At 49.9% G+C, this 20,759-nt stretch carries 33 protein-coding genes; 2 read left to right on the plus strand and 31 right to left on the minus strand.

Features of this window, described 5'->3' with window-relative positions; all coding sequences use genetic code 11:
• The first annotated feature begins 372 nt into the window (after positions 1–372).
• On the plus strand, positions 373–684 hold the full coding sequence (locus KDK15_RS00265) for a YhbY family RNA-binding protein (RefSeq protein ID WP_257293367.1): 312 nt from the start codon (positions 373–375) through the stop codon (positions 682–684).
• A gap of 49 nt (positions 685–733) precedes the next feature.
• On the opposite strand, the gene KDK15_RS00270 is transcribed toward KDK15_RS00265, so the two are convergent.
• The 31 genes from KDK15_RS00270 to KDK15_RS00420 form a co-directional block, all read right to left on the minus strand.
• On the minus strand, positions 734–1,114 hold the full coding sequence (locus tag KDK15_RS00270; RefSeq protein WP_257293368.1) for a PH domain-containing protein: 381 nt from the start codon (positions 1,112–1,114) through the stop codon (positions 734–736).
• 270 nt (positions 1,115–1,384) lie between these two features.
• Entirely contained in the window at positions 1,385–4,231 is a 2,847-nt protein-coding gene (locus tag KDK15_RS00275) for a hypothetical protein (RefSeq protein ID WP_257293369.1), read from the minus strand.
• A 569-nt stretch (positions 4,232–4,800) separates the two neighbouring features.
• Positions 4,801–5,193 carry a 50S ribosomal protein L17 gene (gene rplQ, locus KDK15_RS00280; protein ID WP_257293370.1) on the minus strand — a complete coding sequence of 131 codons (393 nt, stop codon included), beginning with the start codon at positions 5,191–5,193 and terminating at the stop codon, positions 4,801–4,803.
• Positions 5,194–5,261: 68 nt separating this feature from the next.
• Complete coding sequence (locus tag KDK15_RS00285; protein WP_257293371.1) at positions 5,262–6,263, minus strand: DNA-directed RNA polymerase subunit alpha; 1,002 nt, start codon at positions 6,261–6,263, stop codon at positions 5,262–5,264.
• Positions 6,264–6,294: 31 nt separating this feature from the next.
• On the minus strand, positions 6,295–6,915 hold the full coding sequence (rpsD, locus tag KDK15_RS00290; RefSeq protein WP_101746625.1) for a 30S ribosomal protein S4: 621 nt from the start codon (positions 6,913–6,915) through the stop codon (positions 6,295–6,297).
• A 15-nt stretch (positions 6,916–6,930) separates the two neighbouring features.
• Positions 6,931–7,320, minus strand: a complete 390-nt coding sequence (gene rpsK / locus KDK15_RS00295; RefSeq protein WP_020582394.1) for a 30S ribosomal protein S11 — start codon at positions 7,318–7,320, stop codon at positions 6,931–6,933.
• A gap of 119 nt (positions 7,321–7,439) precedes the next feature.
• Positions 7,440–7,796, minus strand: coding sequence for a 30S ribosomal protein S13 (gene rpsM / locus KDK15_RS00300; protein WP_066014886.1), 357 nt, complete (start codon positions 7,794–7,796; stop codon positions 7,440–7,442).
• Positions 7,797–8,165: 369 nt separating this feature from the next.
• Positions 8,166–8,279 (minus strand): 50S ribosomal protein L36, encoded by a 114-nt coding sequence (gene rpmJ / locus KDK15_RS00305; RefSeq protein WP_257293372.1) that lies wholly within the window; start codon positions 8,277–8,279, stop codon positions 8,166–8,168.
• A 57-nt stretch (positions 8,280–8,336) separates the two neighbouring features.
• Entirely contained in the window at positions 8,337–9,662 is a 1,326-nt protein-coding gene (gene secY / locus KDK15_RS00310; protein WP_257293373.1) for a preprotein translocase subunit SecY, read from the minus strand.
• Entirely contained in the window at positions 9,663–10,097 is a 435-nt protein-coding gene (gene rplO / locus KDK15_RS00315; protein ID WP_257293374.1) for a 50S ribosomal protein L15, read from the minus strand.
• 1 nt (position 10,098) lies between these two features.
• Entirely contained in the window at positions 10,099–10,284 is a 186-nt protein-coding gene (gene rpmD, locus KDK15_RS00320) for a 50S ribosomal protein L30 (protein WP_066014883.1), read from the minus strand.
• Between the two features lie 3 nt (positions 10,285–10,287).
• Positions 10,288–10,803, minus strand: coding sequence for a 30S ribosomal protein S5 (gene rpsE / locus KDK15_RS00325; RefSeq protein WP_257293375.1), 516 nt, complete (start codon positions 10,801–10,803; stop codon positions 10,288–10,290).
• Between the two features lie 12 nt (positions 10,804–10,815).
• On the minus strand, positions 10,816–11,166 hold the full coding sequence (gene rplR, locus KDK15_RS00330) for a 50S ribosomal protein L18 (protein ID WP_257293376.1): 351 nt from the start codon (positions 11,164–11,166) through the stop codon (positions 10,816–10,818).
• Between the two features lie 14 nt (positions 11,167–11,180).
• On the minus strand, positions 11,181–11,714 hold the full coding sequence (gene rplF / locus KDK15_RS00335) for a 50S ribosomal protein L6 (protein WP_209201928.1): 534 nt from the start codon (positions 11,712–11,714) through the stop codon (positions 11,181–11,183).
• Between the two features lie 12 nt (positions 11,715–11,726).
• Positions 11,727–12,119 carry a 30S ribosomal protein S8 gene (gene rpsH, locus KDK15_RS00340; protein ID WP_101746633.1) on the minus strand — a complete coding sequence of 131 codons (393 nt, stop codon included), beginning with the start codon at positions 12,117–12,119 and terminating at the stop codon, positions 11,727–11,729.
• A gap of 29 nt (positions 12,120–12,148) precedes the next feature.
• The gene (gene rpsN, locus KDK15_RS00345) at positions 12,149–12,454 is read right to left on the minus strand and encodes a 30S ribosomal protein S14 (RefSeq protein WP_066014878.1); all 306 of its coding nucleotides are present in this window, start codon (positions 12,452–12,454) and stop codon (positions 12,149–12,151) included.
• Between the two features lie 16 nt (positions 12,455–12,470).
• Complete coding sequence (rplE, locus tag KDK15_RS00350; RefSeq protein ID WP_257293377.1) at positions 12,471–13,010, minus strand: 50S ribosomal protein L5; 540 nt, start codon at positions 13,008–13,010, stop codon at positions 12,471–12,473.
• Positions 13,011–13,020: 10 nt separating this feature from the next.
• A complete protein-coding gene (gene rplX / locus KDK15_RS00355; protein WP_257293378.1) occupies positions 13,021–13,344 on the minus strand; it encodes a 50S ribosomal protein L24 in 324 nt (107 codons plus the stop codon).
• Between the two features lie 12 nt (positions 13,345–13,356).
• Entirely contained in the window at positions 13,357–13,725 is a 369-nt protein-coding gene (gene rplN, locus KDK15_RS00360; RefSeq protein WP_257293379.1) for a 50S ribosomal protein L14, read from the minus strand.
• 127 nt (positions 13,726–13,852) lie between these two features.
• The gene (gene rpsQ / locus KDK15_RS00365; protein WP_257293380.1) at positions 13,853–14,128 is read right to left on the minus strand and encodes a 30S ribosomal protein S17; all 276 of its coding nucleotides are present in this window, start codon (positions 14,126–14,128) and stop codon (positions 13,853–13,855) included.
• A gap of 1 nt (position 14,129) precedes the next feature.
• Complete coding sequence (gene rpmC / locus KDK15_RS00370; protein WP_252026927.1) at positions 14,130–14,321, minus strand: 50S ribosomal protein L29; 192 nt, start codon at positions 14,319–14,321, stop codon at positions 14,130–14,132.
• The gene (gene rplP, locus KDK15_RS00375; RefSeq protein WP_257293381.1) at positions 14,321–14,734 is read right to left on the minus strand and encodes a 50S ribosomal protein L16; all 414 of its coding nucleotides are present in this window, start codon (positions 14,732–14,734) and stop codon (positions 14,321–14,323) included. Before rplP ends, rpmC begins: the two co-directional genes overlap by 1 nt.
• Before the next feature lie 11 nt (positions 14,735–14,745).
• On the minus strand, positions 14,746–15,453 hold the full coding sequence (gene rpsC, locus KDK15_RS00380) for a 30S ribosomal protein S3 (RefSeq protein WP_257293382.1): 708 nt from the start codon (positions 15,451–15,453) through the stop codon (positions 14,746–14,748).
• A gap of 11 nt (positions 15,454–15,464) precedes the next feature.
• Positions 15,465–15,800, minus strand: coding sequence for a 50S ribosomal protein L22 (gene rplV / locus KDK15_RS00385; RefSeq protein WP_209201929.1), 336 nt, complete (start codon positions 15,798–15,800; stop codon positions 15,465–15,467).
• Positions 15,801–15,812: 12 nt separating this feature from the next.
• A complete protein-coding gene (gene rpsS / locus KDK15_RS00390) occupies positions 15,813–16,091 on the minus strand; it encodes a 30S ribosomal protein S19 (protein ID WP_257293383.1) in 279 nt (92 codons plus the stop codon).
• A 21-nt stretch (positions 16,092–16,112) separates the two neighbouring features.
• A complete protein-coding gene (rplB, locus tag KDK15_RS00395) occupies positions 16,113–16,940 on the minus strand; it encodes a 50S ribosomal protein L2 (RefSeq protein WP_257293384.1) in 828 nt (275 codons plus the stop codon).
• An 11-nt stretch (positions 16,941–16,951) separates the two neighbouring features.
• Positions 16,952–17,248 carry a 50S ribosomal protein L23 gene (rplW, locus tag KDK15_RS00400; RefSeq protein ID WP_257293385.1) on the minus strand — a complete coding sequence of 99 codons (297 nt, stop codon included), beginning with the start codon at positions 17,246–17,248 and terminating at the stop codon, positions 16,952–16,954.
• Positions 17,245–17,847 carry a 50S ribosomal protein L4 gene (rplD, locus tag KDK15_RS00405; RefSeq protein WP_257293386.1) on the minus strand — a complete coding sequence of 201 codons (603 nt, stop codon included), beginning with the start codon at positions 17,845–17,847 and terminating at the stop codon, positions 17,245–17,247. The genes rplW and rplD overlap by 4 nt, the downstream gene beginning before the upstream one ends.
• A gap of 12 nt (positions 17,848–17,859) precedes the next feature.
• Positions 17,860–18,513, minus strand: a complete 654-nt coding sequence (gene rplC, locus KDK15_RS00410; RefSeq protein WP_257293387.1) for a 50S ribosomal protein L3 — start codon at positions 18,511–18,513, stop codon at positions 17,860–17,862.
• Positions 18,514–18,614: 101 nt separating this feature from the next.
• Complete coding sequence (gene rpsJ / locus KDK15_RS00415; protein ID WP_257293388.1) at positions 18,615–18,950, minus strand: 30S ribosomal protein S10; 336 nt, start codon at positions 18,948–18,950, stop codon at positions 18,615–18,617.
• Positions 18,951–19,224: 274 nt separating this feature from the next.
• Positions 19,225–20,166, minus strand: a complete 942-nt coding sequence (locus KDK15_RS00420) for a hypothetical protein (RefSeq protein ID WP_257293389.1) — start codon at positions 20,164–20,166, stop codon at positions 19,225–19,227.
• 213 nt (positions 20,167–20,379) lie between these two features.
• Between KDK15_RS00420 and KDK15_RS00425 the strand changes: the two genes are divergently transcribed.
• Positions 20,380–20,574: a hypothetical protein gene (locus tag KDK15_RS00425; RefSeq protein ID WP_257293390.1), complete on the plus strand. Its 195-nt coding sequence runs from the start codon at positions 20,380–20,382 to the stop codon at positions 20,572–20,574.
• Positions 20,575–20,759: the final 185 nt, after the last annotated feature.

Below are 20,759 nucleotides of genomic sequence, written 5' to 3' on the forward strand. Positions count from 1 at the left end.
GGAGGCACGGAGAAAAGAAAAAATCTTTTCCTCTGTGACTCCGTGCCTCCGTGGCAAAAAAGGAAATTATTCAGGGACAGCTACACTTCCCTCAGCAGCCAGAAAGCGATAGCATGCGCCACCAAAAGCTTGAATATGCTGTCGAGTAACTTAATATGCTGCCAGCCTTAGACCCATTCAGCAGCCCACGGCGCTGGACATTAATTCGCTCTCTTCGACACCCAGTCAATGACCGCTAAGTGCTTTATAAACAGTACTTCTCGGTCCCCAACCTGCATTTACGAAAACTTCTCCGGAAAAATATGGTCATACCCATCATCAGACATCGTGTATGACGATTCGTTATTAAAGAAATTATCAGGAATAGCAAACATGAGCTTGAATGCAGCCAAAAAGAAACATTTTCGTACCATCGGCCACAACCTGAACCCTGTCGTCATTGTGGCAGACAAGGGGCTGACGGATGGCGTGGTTGAAGAAACATTGCGCGCACTGAATGACCATGAACTGATCAAGATCAAATTCGCCATTGGCGACCGGGAAATCCGCCAGCAACTGATCAGTGAACTGATCAGCGCCACAAACTCTGATCTCATTCAAACGATTGGCAAAATCGCACTGATTTTCAAAGCAGCCGACAAACCCAATCCAGCACTTTCAAACCTGCTGAGAATTCAAGGCTGAACCGAAAAGGCCACGATTGTGGCCTTTATCAAGGGTTGGCTGACAACCATTACCGCCCTGCCACTTTCGCCGCCAGGATTGCCTGAAGCGTATAAATATTGGTCTTGCTGTTAAATTCCATCTGCATTGACTCTGGCTGGCCGGAAATCCATATTTTCAGTTCAGCGTCCAGATCAAAATGGCCTGCAGACTCTACGGTAAACATGGTGATCGACTTATAAGGTATTGAGCGATATTCAACCTTGCGTCCGGTAAGCCCCTGTTTGTCGATCAAAATCAGACGGTGATTGGTCAAAACCACCATATCCCGAACCAGCTTATAGGCCAGCTCTATTGATTCCGAAGGGTTAAGAATGGTTGCCAGGTCCTCCATTGCTTCGGCATTGGTCATCTCACCTGCATTGCCCAGTAAGGCATCAAACAAACCCATAGCATTTCTCCTTAATTTTTGACAGGTGATACCCTGCAAGAGCAGGTTTAATTTCTCAACCTGTTGCAGGGGTGACAAAAGCATCACCGGCGTAGATTGCCCCCAAATCACCGGTTCAAAATGACCGGTCAGTAAGTATCACTTTTTCGGGGATACTGCAATTTTGATTTCCGGTGATCCAATGTTCCATTCAAGGATGTTGGCCATTTAAGGCAGCACAACTCCCGGCTATAAACATTCAGTCAGCACCGGGTAACTGAGCAGTTAACATTATGAAGCAGAAAAATCTGCCGCAAACTTTTTATACAAGTAATCCTTGTAGGTTGCAAAATTTTTCTCCGACTCCAGAAGTGTTGCAACTTTACACTTCAGGTCATTTTGAAAGCCTTGAAGTTCATGCTGGTATTGAGCGGGAGAAAATTTAACCAGGCGACTATTCGCCAGATATTTAACTTCCAGAGAGGTTAATTTCTTCTCCATTAATGGTTTTAAAGCCTCATCATATGCGGAGCGCAGCAAAGCAATATGCCTCATTTTGGTCGCCGATGGAGAATCAACATCTTGACGAATATGCCTTTCCCCAGTGACACGTGTCAACATAGATTCAGCTAACCAGGCGACAGTGTCCTGATCCCCTCTGGTATATGCGTTCGGTCTGGTGAGAATAGACAAAAACTCATTCTCTAAAGCTTCAAGCTGATCAACAGTTTCTTTAAGCGCTAGCTTATCCAGCAAACTCTTTGCCGCACTGACTTCATCTAACTGTTCCAAACCCAACATATATTCAGTAAGTTGTTTACTTTTACCAGGATCACCTTCCCTGCCATCTTTAAAATGCATACCGATGGAAGATATTCTAAATCCAAAGTTTTCTACCTGTGCTGGCGTAAACTGGTATTTTGCAATGCCGGGCGTAGAGGCCAACAGTGATTCAGCCCATCCATTGTCTTTTGTTAACACATCGGTGGCTTGAACCTGTGCAGCAAAACCTTCGTTTAAAAAATGGCAAGCCTCCCGCTTACTTTCATCGCTACCCTTTAACATCTTGTTAGCCAGCACTTTAGCCTGTTGTGTAACTGCCTCCAAATGCGTTCGTTGAGTACCTGTAAAGTCAACCTGACGGCGGGGATATAAGGAAAAAGCCCTGAAATAGCAGCGATGCGTGTAGGGCTTATCGGCACCACCATCAATAGCCACATTGCAAAAAATTAAGATTGCAAGCTTTTCCAGGTATCTAATCTTCAAAGAATTGGATGGCAGTGCTTCTAAAACACCAGGAAGCATCTTGCCAAACTCGTCGATATCTATATTAGCCCCATTACGTGCCAGCATTTTTAAGTTATCCAAAGGGGCCTGCAGGTTTTCAGACAGCTTACTTGCCAGTCTTCGAACTTTCCTGGCTTCAGATGCTTTCTCAGCCTCCAGTTTTCCCTTTTGGAATTTAGCCTCATCCAATTGATCCATTGCCTCTTTACGACCATTTTTTTCAATTTCCAGGGCTAATTCATATTCAGTACTTTTTTCCTCCGCCTTTGCACGAGCCAGATTCACATCCTGGTTCTGCTTCTCAGCCTTTACCGCCACTCCTGCCAACTCCTCCAACTGTTTATCTTTAATGGAAAGAGTGCTTTTCAACTTATTTACTACACCTGTCAACTGCTGCAGTTGACGATGTGCCTTCTTTACACCACTCTCTGATTCTTCTGCCATTTTTTTATAGAGAGCTTTTTGCGTCTCCGACGCTTCGGCTACTCGTTGCATTCTTTCAAGCTCCAGCTGTCCGGCCTGCATTACCTCTTCCAACTTTTGCTTCTGCTGTTCTTTCATCTCATTGATTGCAACCTGCTGCTGCGCCAGCATCTGCTGCAACACCCTTTCTTTCCCTGCTCCTTCTTCTTTTAGCTGAGCAATCTGCTGTTGAGTTATGGCATCACTTTTAGTTAACGCTTTGCTTTTTTGGGACTGTTTTAGCTCCTTTTGAAGATGTGCTAATTTTGCATATGCAGACCTAATTTTACTTTCAGTCTCTTCAATTAGTTTGTACCCACTGGAAAAAGCAGTTAGTTGCGTCAAGCACTCTCCTAAGTCAGGGCGAATGTCGCTGCTTTCCGAAACCATTTCAATTAGGAAGCCTTCAAGCTGCCGGACGAACTCAGGACTGGTCTCCCTGAACTTTGGAAGAATTCTCTCTGGTTTTAATTGTATGCTCCTGCCTTCAACAATGCCTGACCGGGCAACTTCATACTCATCAGGCTTATCAGAAAATAGATTCAACATAACAATTCCAAGTGAATACACCATGGACTTGGCTGTAGTTTCAATTTTCCGGTATTGTTCAGGTTCAATGAACAAAGGTGTACCCCTTGGCTCCCGAGGCTTAACCGCTGATGGATCTTCAAGATCCTGTACATGAGCATTGTCAATAAAACTGACTTCTTTCTTAACATCATCATAAATCATGTTGGCCGGTTTAATATCGGGATGAGCTTTACCGCCAGCCGCATAAGTCTTAGCACACATCAGCATGGCCACAGCACATTCAAACCTGTCTTTCAGTGGCCAGGTTTCATCTTTAAAATAGTCTCCCAAACATTTTCCGGGAATGCGTAATTGATCCAGATATTGAAAACCTTCAAATTTTCCAGCACCTAACGACCCGGGTTGTTCTGAATGAAAATCTATTTCACTCCGGGCATCTTCAGTGTTGTCCTGGATCTTCATCACTCTCTTATATTGCTCCCCTTGAGGAACTCCCCAACATCTCTCTGCCTTCCTTATCAAATGGCTACTTTCATATACAAAACCATATGAACCTCGACCTATATATTTCTTGGTTTTATCATGAACCTGGATAATGACAGGTTCCTCACTACCCCTTTGAAAGCCAACTAATCTATCAAAATAACTGCGCTTCACTTCACAATGCCAGGAGTGATCTGACCTATTGCGATGCCTTCCTTTAAGCTGATCATATAATTCTTCAGCCATACTGGCTTCCCGGGGGCCCAATTGCCGATCGAATTCAATCTCATGCTGATTTTGTGGCTCGGCATGTGCTGCACCTAACGAGTATGCTTGCTGCTGCCTTGTCACAATAGCGGATGGAGGGTAAAACATAATTAATTCCTGTAATAAAAAATTTGATTATGAAGATTTGATCCTTAAATGTTTAAATAGTTCTCTGCCGTTCTTAATTAACCTGTAAACAAGTTAAATCAATGTTGCGTTAAGTGATTCGAAATACTCTAAGTTGCATACCATTTTTTTCACATAAATCACTAACCAGTTGGTAAGCCGTTATAACATCCCGATTCATCGGCGCAATTCTCGGACAGCCTCCTAGAATGGCTGATTCTACATCATATTTAGAAACCGTAATGGATATTAGTTTGATTGGTAATTTACTCCCTGCGGCAAGCGGGTTGGCCTTAACTACTGATCAATCGATCGACAACATTCGATGACATTTGGTTAACTACTTAGGGTTGAGGAAGTACAGAATTTACCAGTAACACCAGTTGATGCGGCATCATCCGACGGCTCCAGGCTTGATAATGGTAAATGTTTCGATGCCGCTCCCCTTAAGAACGGCAAGATGCTTGAAAAACGCAGGGAATAGGTATAGGGACTTCAGGGGGTGAAAGTAGAAAAGCAAAAAAGCCGGGATAACCCGGCTTTTTTCTGACTTATTCTTCGCCAGCGGACTCTACTGCTTCAACAGCAGGACGGTCCAGCAACTCGACATAAGCCATTGGCGCGTTGTCACCATGACGGAATCCGCACTTGATGATACGGATGTAACCGCCTGGACGCTCTTTGAAACGCGGACCCAGATCAGTAAACAGCTTGCCTACCGCACCCTTGTTACGGAGACGATCGAACGCCAGCCGACGGTTAGCAACGCTGTCTTCCTTGGCCAGGGTGATCAGCGGTTCAGCAACACGACGCAGCTCTTTCGCTTTTGGCAGTGTTGTCTTGATTACTTCGTGCTCAACCAGGGAAGCAGCCATATTCTTGAACATCGCTTTGCGATGAGAACTGTTCCGGTTAAGCTTGCGGCCACTCTTACGATGACGCATGGCACAAACTTCCTCTTCTTACCAGGAGCCGCTTCTGTTTCTGCAACAGTGGCGGCTCCTGGCTGCAATTAAGCAGAAACCTTATCGTCGCTCTTCAAACTGGCAGGTGGCCAGTTGTCAAGACGCATACCCAAGCTCAGACCGCGGGAGGCCAGAACGTCCTTGATTTCAGTCAGGGACTTCTTACCCAGGTTCGGGGTCTTGAGCAACTCAACTTCAGTGCGCTGAATCAGGTCACCAATGTAGTAGATGTTCTCTGCCTTCAGACAGTTAGCACTACGTACCGTCAGTTCGAGATCATCAACCGGACGAAGAAGAATCGGATCAACCTCGTCTTCTTCCTTCACAGGCTCTGGCTCGGACTCACCTTCCAGATCCACAAACACCGCCAGTTGCTGCTGCAGAATAGTAGCAGCACGACGGATGGCTTCATCAGGGTCCAGAGTGCCATTGGTTTCCAGGTCGATAACCAGCTTGTCGAGGTCAGTACGCTGTTCTACACGAGCACTTTCTACGACATAGGAAACACGGTATACAGGGCTATAGGTGGTATCCAGCTGCAGACGGCCGATGGCGCGAGTTTCATCTTCATCCTGACGACGGCTGTCGGCTGATTCATACCCACGACCACGAGCAACCTTCAGCTTCATGTTGAGCTTGCCCTTGTCATTCATGTGGGCAATAACATGATCAGGATTCACGATTTCAACATCGTGATCCAGCTGGATGTCAGCAGCAGTGACAACACCCTCACCTGCTTTGCTCATAGTCAGAGTAACGCTATCACGGCCAGTCATGCGAATAGCCAGGCCTTTGAGGTTGAGCAGGATTTCAATAACGTCTTCCTGAACACCTTCAATAGCACTGTATTCATGCTGCACGCCATCAATCTCTACCTCAGTCACGGCACAGCCGGGCATGGAGGAAAGAAGAATGCGACGCAGGGCATTGCCTAAGGTATGCCCAAAACCACGTTCCAGCGGCTCCAGGGTGACCTTTGCCCGTGTCAGACTGATTTCCTCTACATCAATGTGTCGAGGAGTTAGAAATTCAGTAACCGAATTCTGCATGGATGTTACACCCCACCTAACTGTCTATCCCTTACTTGGAGTACAGCTCGACGATCAAGCTCTCGTTGATGTCGGCCGCCAGATCACTCCGCTCGGGCAGCGTCTTGAAGACACCTTCTTTTTTGCTGGCGTCCACTTCTACCCAGATGGAGAAACCACGCTGGGCAGCAAGTTCAAGCGCTGCATTGATGCGCAGCTGGTTCTTTGCCTTTTCACGGATAGCAACTACGTCACCAGGCTTAACCTGATAAGACGGGATATTTACAGTCTTGCCATTAACCATGACAGCTTTGTGGCTGACCAGCTGGCGTGCTTCTGCACGGGTAGAACCGAATCCCATGCGGTAAACCACATTATCAAGGCGAGACTCCAGAAGTTGCAACAGGTTTGAACCCGTCGCACCCTTCAGACGGTCAGCTTCCTTGTAGTAGTTACGGAACTGCTTTTCCAGTACACCGTAGATACGACGAACTTTCTGCTTCTCACGAAGCTGAACACCGTAGTCAGAAAGACGACCACGACGCTGGCCATGCTGGCCAGGAGCATTTTCTGCCTTGCACTTTGACTCGAGTGCACGAACACCACTCTTCAGGAAGAGATCAGTGCCTTCACGACGAGACAGTTTGCACTTAGGACCTATATATCTAGCCATTTACCGGTCTCCTGCTTATACACGACGCTTCTTGGGCGGACGACAACCATTGTGTGGGATCGGGGTAACATCGGTGATGTTATTGATCTTGAAACCACAAGCGTTGAGCGCGCGTACAGCGGATTCACGGCCTGGACCAGGCCCTTTAACATTCACGTCCAAATTCTTCAGACCGAACTCAGCGGCAGCACGTCCGGCACGCTCGGCTGCAACCTGCGCAGCAAATGGCGTGCTCTTACGGGAACCACGGAAGCCGGAGCCACCTGCAGTTGCCCAAGAGAGTGCATTACCCTGGCGGTCGGTAATTGTCACGATAGTGTTGTTAAAAGAGGCGTGAATATGGGCGATGCCATCCACCACTGACTTTTTAACTTTCTTACGTGTACGAGTACCTGGCTTTGCCATATCAGAACAAATCCTGTATTTAAAAAGTTCGTTGTTCTCTTCAAAGAGAAGCTTCTGAAATAAAAACTTTTAATAGAAAAGTTCTATGCAAAGCGTTTCTTTAGAGAAATGCAACGATCTTACTTACGAATCGGTTTGCGCGGACCCTTACGAGTACGGGCATTGGTCTTCGAGCGCTGACCACGTACCGGCAGACTGCGACGGTGGCGAAGGCCACGGTAGCAACCGAGGTCCATCAGGCGCTTGATGTTCATGCTGATTTCGCGACGCAGGTCACCTTCTACGTTCAGTTTTGCAACTTCAGTACGCAGGGATTCCAGTTGATCTTCGCTCAGATCAGATACTTTGGCAGACGGGTTAACGCCAGTGGCAGCACACAGCTGCTGAGCTGAAGTCTTGCCGATACCAAAAATGTAGGTCAACGAGATAACGGCATGTTTGTTATCTGGAATGTTGACGCCAGCAATACGGGCCATTCAATCGTCTCCGTTATTACATTTAACCGTATAACAGCTATTAAGTTGATCATTCCTGATTGCTCAGCAAAACCAAATTAAACTGAAACACGTCACCATATTGAAACGCCAGAAAAAGCATTGTTTCAGAAATGGCTGCTTTCATCCTGAGCAAAACACCTTGCAAACGGAGCGATCAAGCAACGCTAAAAAACTCACGCAGCAAAAAGCATTTCCAACAGGTCGAAAGGCGGAAATTGTAATCCCCCTTTCGATAAAACACAACCGCTTATGAAAAATTTCATGAGCGGTTGGCTTTGCCTGAGGTCACATTAGACCAGAGTACTGATATCAGGAGAATCAGGAGAATCCGTAGATTCCCAACAATGATTAACCCTGACGCTGTTTGTGACGCGGCTCCTGACAGATCACACGTACAGTACCCTTACGCTTGATGATCTTACAGTTGCGGCAGATTTTTTTAACCGACGCACGTACTTTCATAACTAACTCCACAACCGTTGCAGAACTATTTCTGGCCGAGTCTCATCAAGAGATGACTTAGCGGATCAGACCGCCAGAGCCATAGCCCTTAAGATTGGATTTTTTCAGCAGCGACTCATACTGATGCGACATGAGATGCGACTGCACTTGAGCCATGGTGTCCATCACCACGACCACCACGATCAACAGGCTGGTCCCCCCCAGATAGAACGGAACATTGGCCGACACTACCAGGAACTGAGGCAACAGACACACTGCTGTCATATAGAGAGCGCCGAACATGGTCAGGCGAGTCAGGACACCATCAATATAACGTGCAGACTGCTCTCCCGGACGAATACCGGGGATAAATGCACCAGACTTCTTCAGGTTATCTGCGACGTCTTTTGGATTAAAGACCAGTGCAGTGTAAAAGAAGCAGAAGAAGATGATGCCTGCCGAGAACAGTATGATGTTCAGTGGCTGACCCGGACCCAGCGCCAGGGCAATTTCCTGCAACCAGCCCATGCCTTCACCCTGGCCGAACCACTGCGCAATAGATGCAGGAAACAGCAGCAGGCTGGAAGCGAAAATAGCTGGAATAACGCCGGCCATATTCACCTTCAATGGCAGATGGCTGCTCTGGGCCGCAAACACCTTACGCCCTTGTTGACGCTTGGCATAGTTTACGGTTATCCGGCGCTGACCCCGTTCGATAAAGACCACAAATGCGATGATCGCAATTGCCAGAAGCGCAACGGCGAGCAACATCAGGATGTTGATATCACCCTGACGTGCGGACTCGAAAGACCGCACAATCGCACTGGGAAGACCGGCGACAATACCTGCAAAGATGAGAATCGAAATACCATTGCCGATTCCCCGTTCAGTCACCTGCTCGCCCAGCCACATCATAAAGACGGCACCGGTTACGAACGTGACCACAGCAACCACATAAAAGCTGAGATCAGTGCTGAAGGCAACACCCTGATTGGCCAGACCGACAGTCATGCCAGTACCCTGGATCAGGGCAAGGGCAACGGTCAGGTAGCGGGTGTACTGGCTGATCTTGCGACGTCCGGACTCACCTTCCTTCTTGAGCTGCTCCAACTGCGGGCTCACCACGCTCATCAGCTGAACGATAATGGATGCCGAAATATAAGGCATGATACCCAGGGCCAGTACCGACATTCTCTCCAGCGCACCGCCAGAGAACATGTTGAACAGACCCAGAATGGTGCCTTCATTTTGTTGAAACATCCGAGCCAGCGCATCAGGGTTGATGCCTGGCACAGGGATGTGTGCGCCGATCCGGTAAACCAGGATCGCCAGAAACACGAACTTAACGCGAGACCAAAGCTCGTTTAAGCCGCTTTGATTCCCAACAGGTAATGTCTTAGCCATTTAGTCCTCGATCTTACCACCGGCAGCTTCAATCGCAGCACGGGCGCCTTTGGTAACAGCCAGACCTTTAATGGTGACTGCTTTAGCCAATTCGCCAGACAGTACCACTTTAGCGCGCTGGATGCTACCGCCGACCAGGTCAGCAGCTTTCAGTGCCGCCAGATCGATCACGTCAGCGTCTACTTTGCTCAGTTCGTGCAGACGAATCTCCGCAGTGAAGCGCGCTTTGCGTGAGGTAAAGCCGTACTTTGGCAGACGACGTTGCAGCGGCTGCTGGCCTCCTTCGAAACCTGGCTTGACAGAACCACCGGAACGGGACTTCTGACCCTTGTGACCACGGCCACAGGTCTTGCCCAGGCCGGAGCCGATGCCACGACCTACGCGCTTACCCTCTTTGCGGCTACCTTTAGCCGGGCTCAGAGTATTCAAACGCATGTTATTCTCCTTCTACCCGAACAAGGTAGGATACCTTGTTGATCATGCCACGAACTGAAGGCGTGTCTTCCACTTCAACAGTGTGGTTGATGCGACGCAGGCCCAGACCCCGAACGCAAGCCTTGTGGCTTTCGAGGCGACCGCTGGTGCTCTTCACCAGCGTCACTTTGATCATCTTCTCAGCCATGACTTACCCCAGAATATCCTCAACAGACTTGCCACGCTTGGCAGCAATGCCTTCCGGAGAACGCATGTCGCGCAGACCATTAAAAGTAGCACGAACCACGTTCACAGGATTGGTAGAACCGTAGCACTTGGCCAGTACGTTGTGTACGCCAGCCACTTCAAGAACGGCACGCATTGCGCCACCGGCGATAACACCGGTACCCGCAGACGCTGGCTGCATGTAAACCTTGGAAGCACCGTGACGGGCTTTAACCGGGTACTGAAGAGTGTCACCGTTCAGGTCAACATGAATCATGTTACGACGGGCAGCCTCCATCGCTTTCTGGATAGCGATTGGCACTTCACGGGCTTTACCGCGACCAAAACCAACCTTACCCTTGCCATCACCAACGACTGTCAGCGCTGTGAAGCCGAAGATACGACCACCTTTCACCACTTTGGCGACACGGTTAACCTGTACCAGCTTTTCAATCAAGCCTTCGTCGTTGCTAGGCTTACGCTCATCTCTTTCTCTTGCCATGACGTTCTACCTTTAGAATTCCAGTCCGCCTTCACGGGCTGCATCGGCAAGCGCCTTGACACGACCGTGATATTTGAAACCAGAGCGGTCAAACGCCACCTTGGTCACACCCGCCGCCTTGGCACGCACAGCCACCAGGGCACCAACTTTCTTGGCCGCTTCTACGTTACCGGTGGCGTCGCCACGCAGTTCTTTTTCAACAGTGGAGGCAGATGCCAGCACTTTGTCGCCGTCAGCGGCGATAACCTGCGCATAGATGTGGCGAGGCGTACGATGAATGCTCAGACGAATGGCACCCAGCTCACGCATCTTAACCCTTGCACGAAGGGCACGACGCAGGCGAGAAGATTTCTTGTCCATCATGATCTCACCCTACCTTACTTTTTCTTGGCTTCTTTGCGACGAACACGTTCGTCAGCATAGCGAACACCCTTGCCTTTATAAGGCTCAGGACGACGGAATTCACGAATTTCCGCAGCAACCTGTCCAACCAGTTGCTTGTCGATACCACGAACCAGAATTTCAGTCTGGGTCGGGGTTTCACAAGTCACGCCTTGTGGCAGTTCGTATTCAACAGGATGGGAGAAGCCCAGGTTCAAAGTCAGGCTATTACCTTTGGCCGCTGCACGATAACCAACACCGACCAGCTGCAGCCTCTTTTCGAAGCCAGCGGTAACGCCGGTTACCATGTTGTTAACCAGGGCACGGGTGGTGCCGGCCAGAGCACGGGAGTGCTTGGCACCATCACGTGGAGCAAACGTCAGAACGTTTTCTTCCTGACCAACTTCGACATTGTTGTGAACAACAAGTTCCAGTTGACCCTTGGAACCTTTAATCACAAGGATCTGGCCATTGCGCTTGATCTCTACACCAGCAGGGACAGCAACAGGGCTTTTGGCTACTCGAGACATAATACCCCTCCCTTAGAACACAGTGCAGAGAATTTCGCCACCAACACCGGCTGCACGGGCAGCGCGATCGGTCATAACACCTTTGTTGGTGGAAACAATAGCGATACCCAGACCGCCGTTCACTTTAGGCAGCGCTTCCTTGCCAGCGTATGAACGCAGGCCGGGACGGCTGGTACGCTTCAGGCTTTCAATAACTGGCTTGCCTTCGAAATACTTCAGCTCAATGGCCAGTTCAGCCTTGGCTTCGCCAGCGACTTTGTAGTCAGCGATGAAACCTTCGTCTTTCAAAACCCGGGCTACAGCCACCTTGATTTTGGAGGACGGCATGGTGACAGAGGCGTGCTCTGCCATCTGGGCATTACGGATACGAGTTAGCATATCTGCTAACGGGTCCTGCATACTCATTATCTATATCTCCCGAAGATGAAATGCGTTTACCAGCTGGCTTTAACCAGACCCGGAACATCACCACGCATCGCTGCTTCACGCAGCTTGATACGGCTCAGGCCGAACTTGCGCAGTACGCCGTGTGGACGGCCAGTGATGCGGCAGCGGTTACGCAGACGAGCCTTGCTGGCATTGCGAGGCTGCTTCTGCAGGGCTACCTGGGCATCCCAACGCTCATCTTCAGTGCTGTTAGGATTGTTAATCACAGCTTTCAGCTGTGCACGCTTTTCAGCATATTTGGCAACGGTGCGCTGACGCTTCAGTTCCCGCTGCTTCATGGATACTTTTGCCATAAAACTCGTACCTGTTTCAGTTACGGAATGGGAAGTTGAAAGCCTTCAGCAGGGCACGGCCTTCTTCGTCATTCTTGGCGGTGGTGGTCAGGGTGATGTCCAGACCGCGCAGAGTGTCGATTTTGTCGTAGTCAACTTCAGGGAAGATGATCTGCTCTTTAACACCCATGCTGTAGTTACCACGACCGTCGAAAGACTTGGGGCTCAGACCACGGAAGTCACGTACCCGTGGCAGAGCGATGTCAACCAGACGCTCCAGGAACTCATACATGCGCTCGCGACGCAGAGTCACCTTGACACCGATTGGCCAGCCTTCACGGACTTTAAAGCCGGCAACGGATTTGCGGGCCTTGGTCACGACAGCTTTCTGACCGGCGATTCTTTCCAGGTCAGCAATCGCGTGCTCGATGACTTTCTTGTCACCAATCGCTTCACCAACACCCATGTTCAGGGTGATTTTAGTGATGCGTGGCACTTCATGAAGGTTCTTCACGCCCAGCTCTTCTTTCAGTCTGGGCAGAATCTCTTCACGGTATTTGGTTTTAAAATTTGCCATCACTCACCCCTCACCCGTTAACTGCGTCAACAAGCTTGCCGTTAGACTTGAATACGCGCTGCTTTTTGCCATCTTCGATAGCAAAGCCAACACGGTCAGCCTTGTTGGTTTCAGGGTTCAGAATCGCAACGTTCGAAGCTTCGATAGCCGCTTCTTTTTCCACGATTCCACCAGGAGCGCCCAGCATCGGGTTAGGCTTCTGATGCTTCTTGATCAAATTGATACCAGAAACAACCAGTTTGCCGTCAGCACGAACGGTCTGCACTCTACCGCGCTTACCTTTGTCCTTGCCGGCAATTACGATGACTTCGTCATCACGACGGATCTTTTTCATGACCTGCTCCCGTTACAGTACTTCTGGGGCCAGTGAGATGATCTTCATGAACTGCTCACCGCGCAGCTCACGAGTCACTGGTCCAAAGATACGGGTACCGATTGGCTGCAGGCTGGCGTTCAGAAGAACGGCTGCATTACCATCGAATTTGATCAGGGAACCGTCTGGACGACGAACACCTTTTTTGGTACGCACGACAACAGCGTTCATCACCTGGCCTTTCTTGACCTTACCGCGGGGAATCGCTTCCTTCACGGATACTTTGATGATGTCGCCAATGCCAGCATAACGGCGATGGGATCCACCCAGCACCTTGATACACTGAACTCGACGGGCGCCGCTGTTATCAGCGACTTCGAGTTGACTTTCTGTCTGGATCATTGCTTATTCTCCAAGCCCAAACTGCAGACGGGTACTCGCCGGCTTTCACAAAAACAACCGCTCCGGCAGATCTATTAAACGTCTGCCGGAACGGCCATTAGTCACTCAAGCCCAAAGCACCGTAGCCTTAGATCTGAGTAGCACGCTCGTCAATAGATACAAGCGTAAACGTCTTGCTCTTTGACAGAGGACGCGTCTCTTTGATGGTGACAACGTCGCCCATACGGCACTCGTTGTTTTCATCATGAGCGTGCAACTTGGTGGACCGCTTAACGATTTTACCGTAGAGCGAATGTTTTACCCGGCGCTCGATGAGAACAGTGATGGTTTTATCCATCTTGTCGCTCACGACCTTACCGGACAGTGTACGAATCTTTTTTTGACCAACCAGTTCTTCAGCCATCTTATGCTCCTGCCTTTTGGTTCAGGATGGTTTTCACACGAGCGATGTCGCGCTTAACCTGCTTCAGCAGATGGCTCTGACCCAGCTGGCCAGTAGCTTTCTGCATACGGAAGTTAAACTGATCCCGCAGCAGAGAGAGCAGCTCAGCATTGAGCTCCTCTACAGACTTTTCACGCAGTTCAGCAGCTTTCATCACATTACGCTCCGCTTAACGAAGGCAGTTTCCAGTGGCAGCTTGGCTGCAGCAAGAGCAAAGGCTTCACGAGCCAGCTCTTCGGACACACCTTCCATCTCATAGAGAACGCGGCCTGGTTGAATCTGGCACACCCAGTACTCCACGTTACCCTTACCTTTACCCTGACGAACCTCAAGAGGCTTACCGGTGATCGGCTTGTCAGGGAAGATGCGGATCCAGATTTTACCGCCACGTTTAATGTGACGGGTCATGGCACGACGAGCCGCCTCAATCTGGCGAGCTGTTATACGTCCACGGCCGATTGCTTTCAATGCGTATTCGCCGAAGCTAACCCTGGAACCGCGGAGTGCCAGACCACGATTGCGGCCTTTTTGCTGCTTACGAAATTTCGTACGCTTAGGCTGTAACATTTCCGCGCTCCTTAACTCTTGGCTTGACGTTTCTTAGGGCGACGGGCTGGCTGTTCTTTATCTTTGGAAGGCTCAACAGTAGGCGCCATGCCACCGATAACCTCACCTTTAAAGATCCAGACCTTCACCCCCAGAATACCGTAGGTGGTCAGTGCTTCATAATGTGCATAATCGATATCAGCACGCAGGGTGTGCAGTGGCACACGACCTTCACGGTACCATTCAGTACGCGCGATTTCAGCACCGCCAAGACGGCCACTCAGTTGAACCTTGATACCCTTGGCACCCAGACGCATAGCGTTCTGGACAGAGCGCTTCATGGCACGACGGAACATCACACGACGCTCCAGCTGGCCAGCGATGCTCTGAGCCACCAGCATGGCATTCAGTTCAGGCTTGCGGATTTCTTCAATGTTGATGTGTACAGGCACGCCCATCATTTTGGACACAGCCTGACGCAGCTTCTCAACGTCTTCACCCTTCTTGCCAATCACGATACCCGGGCGGGCCGTGTGAATGGTTACGCGAGCGCTTTGCGCTGGACGCTGAATTTCAACATGGCTTACAGAAGCGCTTTTCAGCTTCTCTTCAATGAAACTGCGCACCGCCAGGTCAGCATTCAGTTTGTCAGCGTAATCGCTGCCATCTGCAAACCAGACTGAACGGTGGGGCTTTACGATGCCCAGGCGAATTCCATTAGGATGTACTTTCTGACCCATCTGACCGCTCCTTAGACCTCTGCAACCTTAACCGTAATATGGCAAGACCGCTTCAGAATGCGATCAGCACGACCCTTGGCACGGGGACGAATGCGCTTCATCGTCATGCCTTCGTCAACGAAGACAGTAGAGACTTTCAGCTCATCGATGTCCATGCCGTCATTGTGCTCAGCGTTTGCAATAGCAGACTCAAGCACTTTCTTAACCAGAACTGCAGCTTTTTTCGGGCTGTAGCTCAGGAGATCCAGGGCGTCACCAACTGCCTTGCCGCGGATCTGGTCAGCGACCAGACGCGCTTTCTGGGCAGAAATGCGAGCGCCTTTATGCATAGCAGCAACTTCTTTCATTTCTATACCCTCTTAGCGCTTCCTGGCCTTCTTGTCTGCTGCGTGACCGCGATAAGTCCGGGTTGCAGCAAACTCACCCAGCTTGTGGCCAACCATATCTTCAGTAACGAAGACCGGTACGTGCTGACGACCGTTGTGCACAGCCAGAGTCAGACCAACCATGGTTGGGATAATCATGGAGCGGCGGGACCAGGTCTTGATCGGACGCTTGTTGCCGCTTTCAGCCGCTTCTTCGACTTTCTTCAGCAGGTGAAGGTCGATAAATGGGCCTTTTTTCAATGAACGTGGCACTATCGTATCCTCTCTCTAGGCTTACTTCGCGCTGCGACGACGTACGATCATTTTGTCCGTACGCTTGTTGGAACGAGTCTTACGACCCTTGGTCGGAACACCCCATGGCGTCACAGGATGACGACCACCGGAAGTACGACCTTCACCACCACCATGTGGGTGATCTACCGGGTTCATGGCAACACCACGAACGGTCGGACGCACACCACGCCAGCGCTTAGCACCCGCTTTACCCAGAGAGCGCAGATTGTGCTCACTGTTAGAGACTTCGCCCAGAGTGGCGCGACAGTCAGCCAATACTTTACGCATTTCACCGGAACGCAGACGCAGAGTGACGTAAGCACCGTCACGAGCGACCAGCTGGGCAGAAGCACCAGCACTGCGAATCATCTGAGCGCCTTTACCAGGCTTCATTTCTACACAGTGTACGATGGAACCCTGTGGAATATTGCGCAGAGGCAGAGTATTACCAGCTTTGATTGGGGCATCCACACCGGAGAACAGCTCATCACCGGCTTTCACACCTTTCGGCGCGATAATGTAACGACGCTCACCGTCCATGTATTTCAACAGGGCGATGTGCGCAGTACGGTTTGGGTCGTATTCGAGACGCTCAACAACAGCTGGAACGCCGTCCTTGTTGCGACGAAAATCGACGATACGGTAATGCTGTTTGTGACCACCCCCGCGATGACGGGTAGTGATACGACCAGCATTGTTGCGACCTCCAGTTTTGCCTTTCTTTTCCACCAGGGGCGCGTATGGACGGCCCTTGTGGAGGTCAGGGTTAACGACCTTGACAACGAAGCGGCGACCTGGAGAAGTCGGCTTGCATTTGATTACTGCCATTCTCTAGCTCCTTATTCCGCGTCCGCGAAGTCAATTTCCTGACCTTGCTCCAGGCTGACGTAAGCCTTTTTCCAGTCTGAGCGCTGGCCCATACCGAAACGAGTACGCTTAGTCTTGCCCTTAACAACGGCAGTCCTGACAGCTTTAACGCTGACTTCAAACAGCTGCTCAACAGCTTTTTTGATTTCGAGCTTGGTTGCGTCCTTAGCTACCTTGAAGACGAACTGGTTGTGCTCTTCACCAACGACAGTGGCCTTCTCGGAAATGTGCGGACCAAGCAGAACTTTAAAAATACGTTCCTGGTTCATCCCAGCATCTCCTCGAACTTCTTGATGGCAGACAGGGTCATCACGACTTTATCGTGAGCAACCAGACTAACCGGATCAATACCCTGCACGTCACGAACATCCACGTGAGGAATGTTGCGAGCGGCCAGATAAATGTTCTGATCCACTTCATCAGCAACGATCAACGCGCCGTTGGCATTCAGTTCATTTAGCTTGGCTACAACCAGTTTGGTCTTTGGTGATTCAACAGCGAACTGCTCAACCACTACCAGACGCTCCTGACGAACCAGCTCGGACAAGATGGAACGCAGCGCTGCGCGATACATCTTCTTGTTCAGCTTTTGAGCGTGATTCTGTGGTTTGGCAGCAAACGCCTTGCCGCCCCCGCGCCACAATGGGCTGCGAATAGTACCGGCGCGTGCACGACCGGAACCTTTTTGACGCCAGGGCTTACGACCACCGCCTTTTACTTCGCTGCGGTTTTTCTGAGCTCTGGTGCCTTGACGCGCACCGGCCATGAATGCAACAACCGCCTGGTGAACCAGGGTTTCGTTGAATTCAGTGCCAAAAGTCACGTCTGAGACCTGAACGGCATCTGCACCGTTTACCTTCAGTTCCATCGTCTAATCCCCTCAGGCGTGAGCACGTGCTTTAACTGCTGGACGAACAATAACGTCAGCACCGGCTGCACCGGGTACTGCGCCTTTGACCAGCAGCAGGTTACGCTCGCTATCAACGCGAACGAGTTCCAGGGACTGTACGGTCACGTTTTCAGCGCCCATATGTCCAGCCATTTTCTTGCCTTTGAAGACACGACCAGGAGTCTGACACTGGCCGATAGAGCCAGGTGCACGGTGAGACAGAGAGTTACCGTGGGTGGCGTCCTGCATACGGAAGTTCCAGCGCTTGACAGCACCCTGGAAGCCCTTACCCTTGGACTGACCGGTAACGTCTACTTTCTGACCTTGTTCAAACAGGTCTACACCGATAACGTCGCCAGCCTGATATTCAGCGTCAGCGTCGATACGGAATTCCCAGAGGCCAGAACCAGCTTCAACACCTGCTTTGGCGAAGTGGCCAGCTTCCGGCTTGCTCAGACGGCTGCTTTTCTTGCTACCAGAAGTCACCTGAATCGCCGTGTATCCATCGGCTTCCAGGGTTTTTACCTGGGTAACGCGATTTGGATCTACTTCAATTACGGTAACTGGTATGGAAGCACCGTCTTCGGTGAAAACACGGGTCATACCGCGCTTCTTTCCGACTAAACCAATTCTAGTTTTAGTCATTTCATCCTCTCTCGTGTACGGGGCTACTACCCACTATGGCCGCTCACTTCAGAGCTGTTACACAAAAGTGTGCACACTTTGATGGAGAGCCCATGGCCTCATTAACCGAGACTGATCTGCACTTCGACACCAGCTGCCAAATCCAGCTTCATGAGTGCGTCTACAGTTTTTTCGGTGGGCTCGATAATGTCGAGAAGACGCTTATGGGTACGGATTTCATACTGATCACGGGCGTCTTTGTTGACGTGTGGAGAAATCAGCACCGTAAAACGCTCTTTTCGGGTTGGCAGAGGGATTGGACCACGCACCTGAGCACCAGTTCTTTTTGCAGTATCAACGATTTCCTGCGTAGACTGGTCAATCAGGCGATGGTCAAAAGCCTTCAGGCGGATACGAATTTGCTGCGCCTGAGCGGACTGCTTTGATTGTTGGCTCATTTTGTTCTAACCATGGCATCTATAAAGAACAAAGTCCGATGAACTATGTCACCTAGACAAAAGGACGCGAAATTCTACTAACCACAAAACTTGCTGTCAACACAAGCATTGAAACAAGTTTTTGTTATATGGAAGAGCAGAGGGTCATTTTATCTGGCGGGCATGATACATGGCAGGAGGGGGTTCACTGAATAGGGGCAACAATGAAGCCAGGCTGAGTAGTCGTCACGGTGCGCTAACGCACAGCCCGGATATTTCATTATTTACAGTGCATTTATGAGGTTTTTTCAATCAGGTCAAGCATCTTGCCCCAGGGGTTTTTGATAATTCTTACCTCCATCTGGTTCTCGATTGCAGACACTGCCTTCAAGGTCGCCGCTTTGGCTTCATCATATTCCGGGCTTCCGGGTTCAGACTCTGCAATCGCATCGCCAAAGTCGAAAATCTGCTCATAAACTTTCTCGGAAACAGGACAATTCGACACTGTATACATGGTATTTGCCGCCCCTTTGAGGTGCTCATAATAGATCTGGTCATCCGCTTTGATATAGTCACAAAAGCTTTTAACTGAACCCTCTTTGAACATGCTATGACTTGGTAGGTGCAACATGCCATCCCCGCCCGTGGACAGCGCCACATGGGAGGAACCATAAAAAAGAATAATATCCCCTGGCTCCGGTGTCGTATCTTGTAACGGTATAGAGTCTTTCATCCCCAAAAGTTTGGTTATTTTCTCTTGGTATACAAAATCTGCATCCAAAGCTCCATTATCGCGCATCCATCGAACCAGCTTGTCCTCAGGCAACATCCCGCTTTTCATACCAGCCTGCAAGATACTCTCCCAACAATTGAGTCTGGATTCCTCACTGATTGGTGTGCCACGCTTCACCAGTTCTTCCAGGCCATTGGCAGCTTTATGTTCATTCATTGCCGGAGGCCCCCATTGATATCGACCCACCATCTTATTGGCAGCCTTCACAACTTTAGCTCCGGCGGTATTGGCGTGGGTAGATTTTACTTTTGTCTTATTGGTAGCTGATGATGATATCTTGTAGTTTGATAAGCCCTTCTCAACAGGCTTAATCCCGGACTGCAGATTACGGTTTGCACTGTGCGGGGTTGCTTTGCGCTGATCCTCTGTCTTCCCAATCTTCCTGGTTTCCGTATTGCCACAATTATTGTGATTCACTCCACCCTGGATTTTGTTAATTCCCATGAACTTATCATCCCTGATCATTAGTCATTCGTTATATCTTTGCAATCATAGTAAAAAGCTATTAATGAAGAATGAATCATTCCAATACCACTTTGCAAACACAGCCCTTATAGGTGACATAACTTTTGTCTATATAGCAAGGCAAAAGTGCCATTATAATGTCCGGCCTTAATCACGGCTTTCCCATAACAACGATATTTACGGCCTTATTTCATGCAAAATCCAACACTTAAACTCTGGTTGGCGTTCTGCGCACTGCTGCCGCTCGGGATTTTTCTGCTGATCAGCGCCAGCTATAAACCACCGGAGTCTCTGCTGCATTCTCAGTCAGATCGGCTATATCTGCGCTGGGTATTTTACTGCAGGATGCGGGACAACCTGTTTCTGCCCGGAATCATGAGAGTTTAATGGAGTTTCTGAATTTAGGGAGAGGCTTGGTATGCATTCCCACAGGGGGCAGTGGGAGCGAGTCCAAAGGGACAAGGAGGCTGCCCGGGGGAACTTCCTGGCCTTTGGCCTGTCCATTAAAACCATGAATTAATGGTTGCGAAGGGCCTCGCAGTGCCGGTAATACCAATTCCGCCTTCTAAATA

This window comes from Endozoicomonas sp. YOMI1, assembly GCF_024606345.1.
In the GTDB taxonomy this organism is placed as follows: Bacteria; Pseudomonadota; Gammaproteobacteria; order Pseudomonadales; family Endozoicomonadaceae; genus Endozoicomonas.

Excerpts from the sequence above, each read along its gene's own strand:
- rpsE (WP_257293375.1), bottom strand. The coding sequence starts at position 10,803 with ATGGCAAGAGAAAGAGATGAGCGTAAGCCTAGCAACGACGAAGGCTTG.
- rpsC (WP_257293382.1), bottom strand. The coding sequence starts at position 15,453 with ATGGGTCAGAAAGTACATCCTAATGGAATTCGCCTGGGCATCGTAAAG.
- rplF (WP_209201928.1), bottom strand. The coding sequence starts at position 11,714 with ATGTCTCGAGTAGCCAAAAGCCCTGTTGCTGTCCCTGCTGGTGTAGAG.
- rplN (WP_257293379.1), bottom strand. The coding sequence starts at position 13,725 with ATGATCCAGACAGAAAGTCAACTCGAAGTCGCTGATAACAGCGGCGCC.
- KDK15_RS00270 (WP_257293368.1), bottom strand. The coding sequence starts at position 1,114 with ATGGGTTTGTTTGATGCCTTACTGGGCAATGCAGGTGAGATGACCAAT.
- rplO (WP_257293374.1), bottom strand. The coding sequence starts at position 10,097 with ATGCGTTTGAATACTCTGAGCCCGGCTAAAGGTAGCCGCAAAGAGGGT.
- rplW (WP_257293385.1), bottom strand. The coding sequence starts at position 17,248 with ATGAACCAGGAACGTATTTTTAAAGTTCTGCTTGGTCCGCACATTTCC.
- rplQ (WP_257293370.1), bottom strand. The coding sequence starts at position 5,193 with ATGCGTCATCGTAAGAGTGGCCGCAAGCTTAACCGGAACAGTTCTCAT.
- rpmC (WP_252026927.1), bottom strand. The coding sequence starts at position 14,321 with ATGAAAGCTGCTGAACTGCGTGAAAAGTCTGTAGAGGAGCTCAATGCT.
- rpsM (WP_066014886.1), bottom strand. The coding sequence starts at position 7,796 with ATGGCCCGTATTGCTGGCGTCAACATTCCAGATAACAAACATGCCGTT.
- secY (WP_257293373.1), bottom strand. The coding sequence starts at position 9,662 with ATGGCTAAGACATTACCTGTTGGGAATCAAAGCGGCTTAAACGAGCTT.
- KDK15_RS00275 (WP_257293369.1), bottom strand. The coding sequence starts at position 4,231 with ATGTTTTACCCTCCATCCGCTATTGTGACAAGGCAGCAGCAAGCATAC.
- KDK15_RS00425 (WP_257293390.1), top strand. The coding sequence starts at position 20,380 with ATGCAAAATCCAACACTTAAACTCTGGTTGGCGTTCTGCGCACTGCTG.
- rplD (WP_257293386.1), bottom strand. The coding sequence starts at position 17,847 with ATGGAACTGAAGGTAAACGGTGCAGATGCCGTTCAGGTCTCAGACGTG.
- rplX (WP_257293378.1), bottom strand. The coding sequence starts at position 13,344 with ATGAAAAAGATCCGTCGTGATGACGAAGTCATCGTAATTGCCGGCAAG.
- rplR (WP_257293376.1), bottom strand. The coding sequence starts at position 11,166 with ATGATGGACAAGAAATCTTCTCGCCTGCGTCGTGCCCTTCGTGCAAGG.
- rpsJ (WP_257293388.1), bottom strand. The coding sequence starts at position 18,950 with ATGAGCCAACAATCAAAGCAGTCCGCTCAGGCGCAGCAAATTCGTATC.
- KDK15_RS00265 (WP_257293367.1), top strand. The coding sequence starts at position 373 with ATGAGCTTGAATGCAGCCAAAAAGAAACATTTTCGTACCATCGGCCAC.
- KDK15_RS00420 (WP_257293389.1), bottom strand. The coding sequence starts at position 20,166 with ATGGGAATTAACAAAATCCAGGGTGGAGTGAATCACAATAATTGTGGC.
- rplB (WP_257293384.1), bottom strand. The coding sequence starts at position 16,940 with ATGGCAGTAATCAAATGCAAGCCGACTTCTCCAGGTCGCCGCTTCGTT.
- rplE (WP_257293377.1), bottom strand. The coding sequence starts at position 13,010 with ATGGCAAATTTTAAAACCAAATACCGTGAAGAGATTCTGCCCAGACTG.
- rpsQ (WP_257293380.1), bottom strand. The coding sequence starts at position 14,128 with ATGGCTGAAGAACTGGTTGGTCAAAAAAAGATTCGTACACTGTCCGGT.
- rpsN (WP_066014878.1), bottom strand. The coding sequence starts at position 12,454 with ATGGCAAAAGTATCCATGAAGCAGCGGGAACTGAAGCGTCAGCGCACC.
- rplC (WP_257293387.1), bottom strand. The coding sequence starts at position 18,513 with ATGACTAAAACTAGAATTGGTTTAGTCGGAAAGAAGCGCGGTATGACC.
- rpsD (WP_101746625.1), bottom strand. The coding sequence starts at position 6,915 with ATGGCTAGATATATAGGTCCTAAGTGCAAACTGTCTCGTCGTGAAGGC.
- rpsK (WP_020582394.1), bottom strand. The coding sequence starts at position 7,320 with ATGGCAAAGCCAGGTACTCGTACACGTAAGAAAGTTAAAAAGTCAGTG.
- rpsH (WP_101746633.1), bottom strand. The coding sequence starts at position 12,119 with ATGAGTATGCAGGACCCGTTAGCAGATATGCTAACTCGTATCCGTAAT.
- rplV (WP_209201929.1), bottom strand. The coding sequence starts at position 15,800 with ATGAAAGAAGTTGCTGCTATGCATAAAGGCGCTCGCATTTCTGCCCAG.
- rplP (WP_257293381.1), bottom strand. The coding sequence starts at position 14,734 with ATGTTACAGCCTAAGCGTACGAAATTTCGTAAGCAGCAAAAAGGCCGC.
- rpmD (WP_066014883.1), bottom strand. The coding sequence starts at position 10,284 with ATGGCTGAGAAGATGATCAAAGTGACGCTGGTGAAGAGCACCAGCGGT.
- KDK15_RS00285 (WP_257293371.1), bottom strand. The coding sequence starts at position 6,263 with ATGCAGAATTCGGTTACTGAATTTCTAACTCCTCGACACATTGATGTA.
- rpmJ (WP_257293372.1), bottom strand. The coding sequence starts at position 8,279 with ATGAAAGTACGTGCGTCGGTTAAAAAAATCTGCCGCAACTGTAAGATC.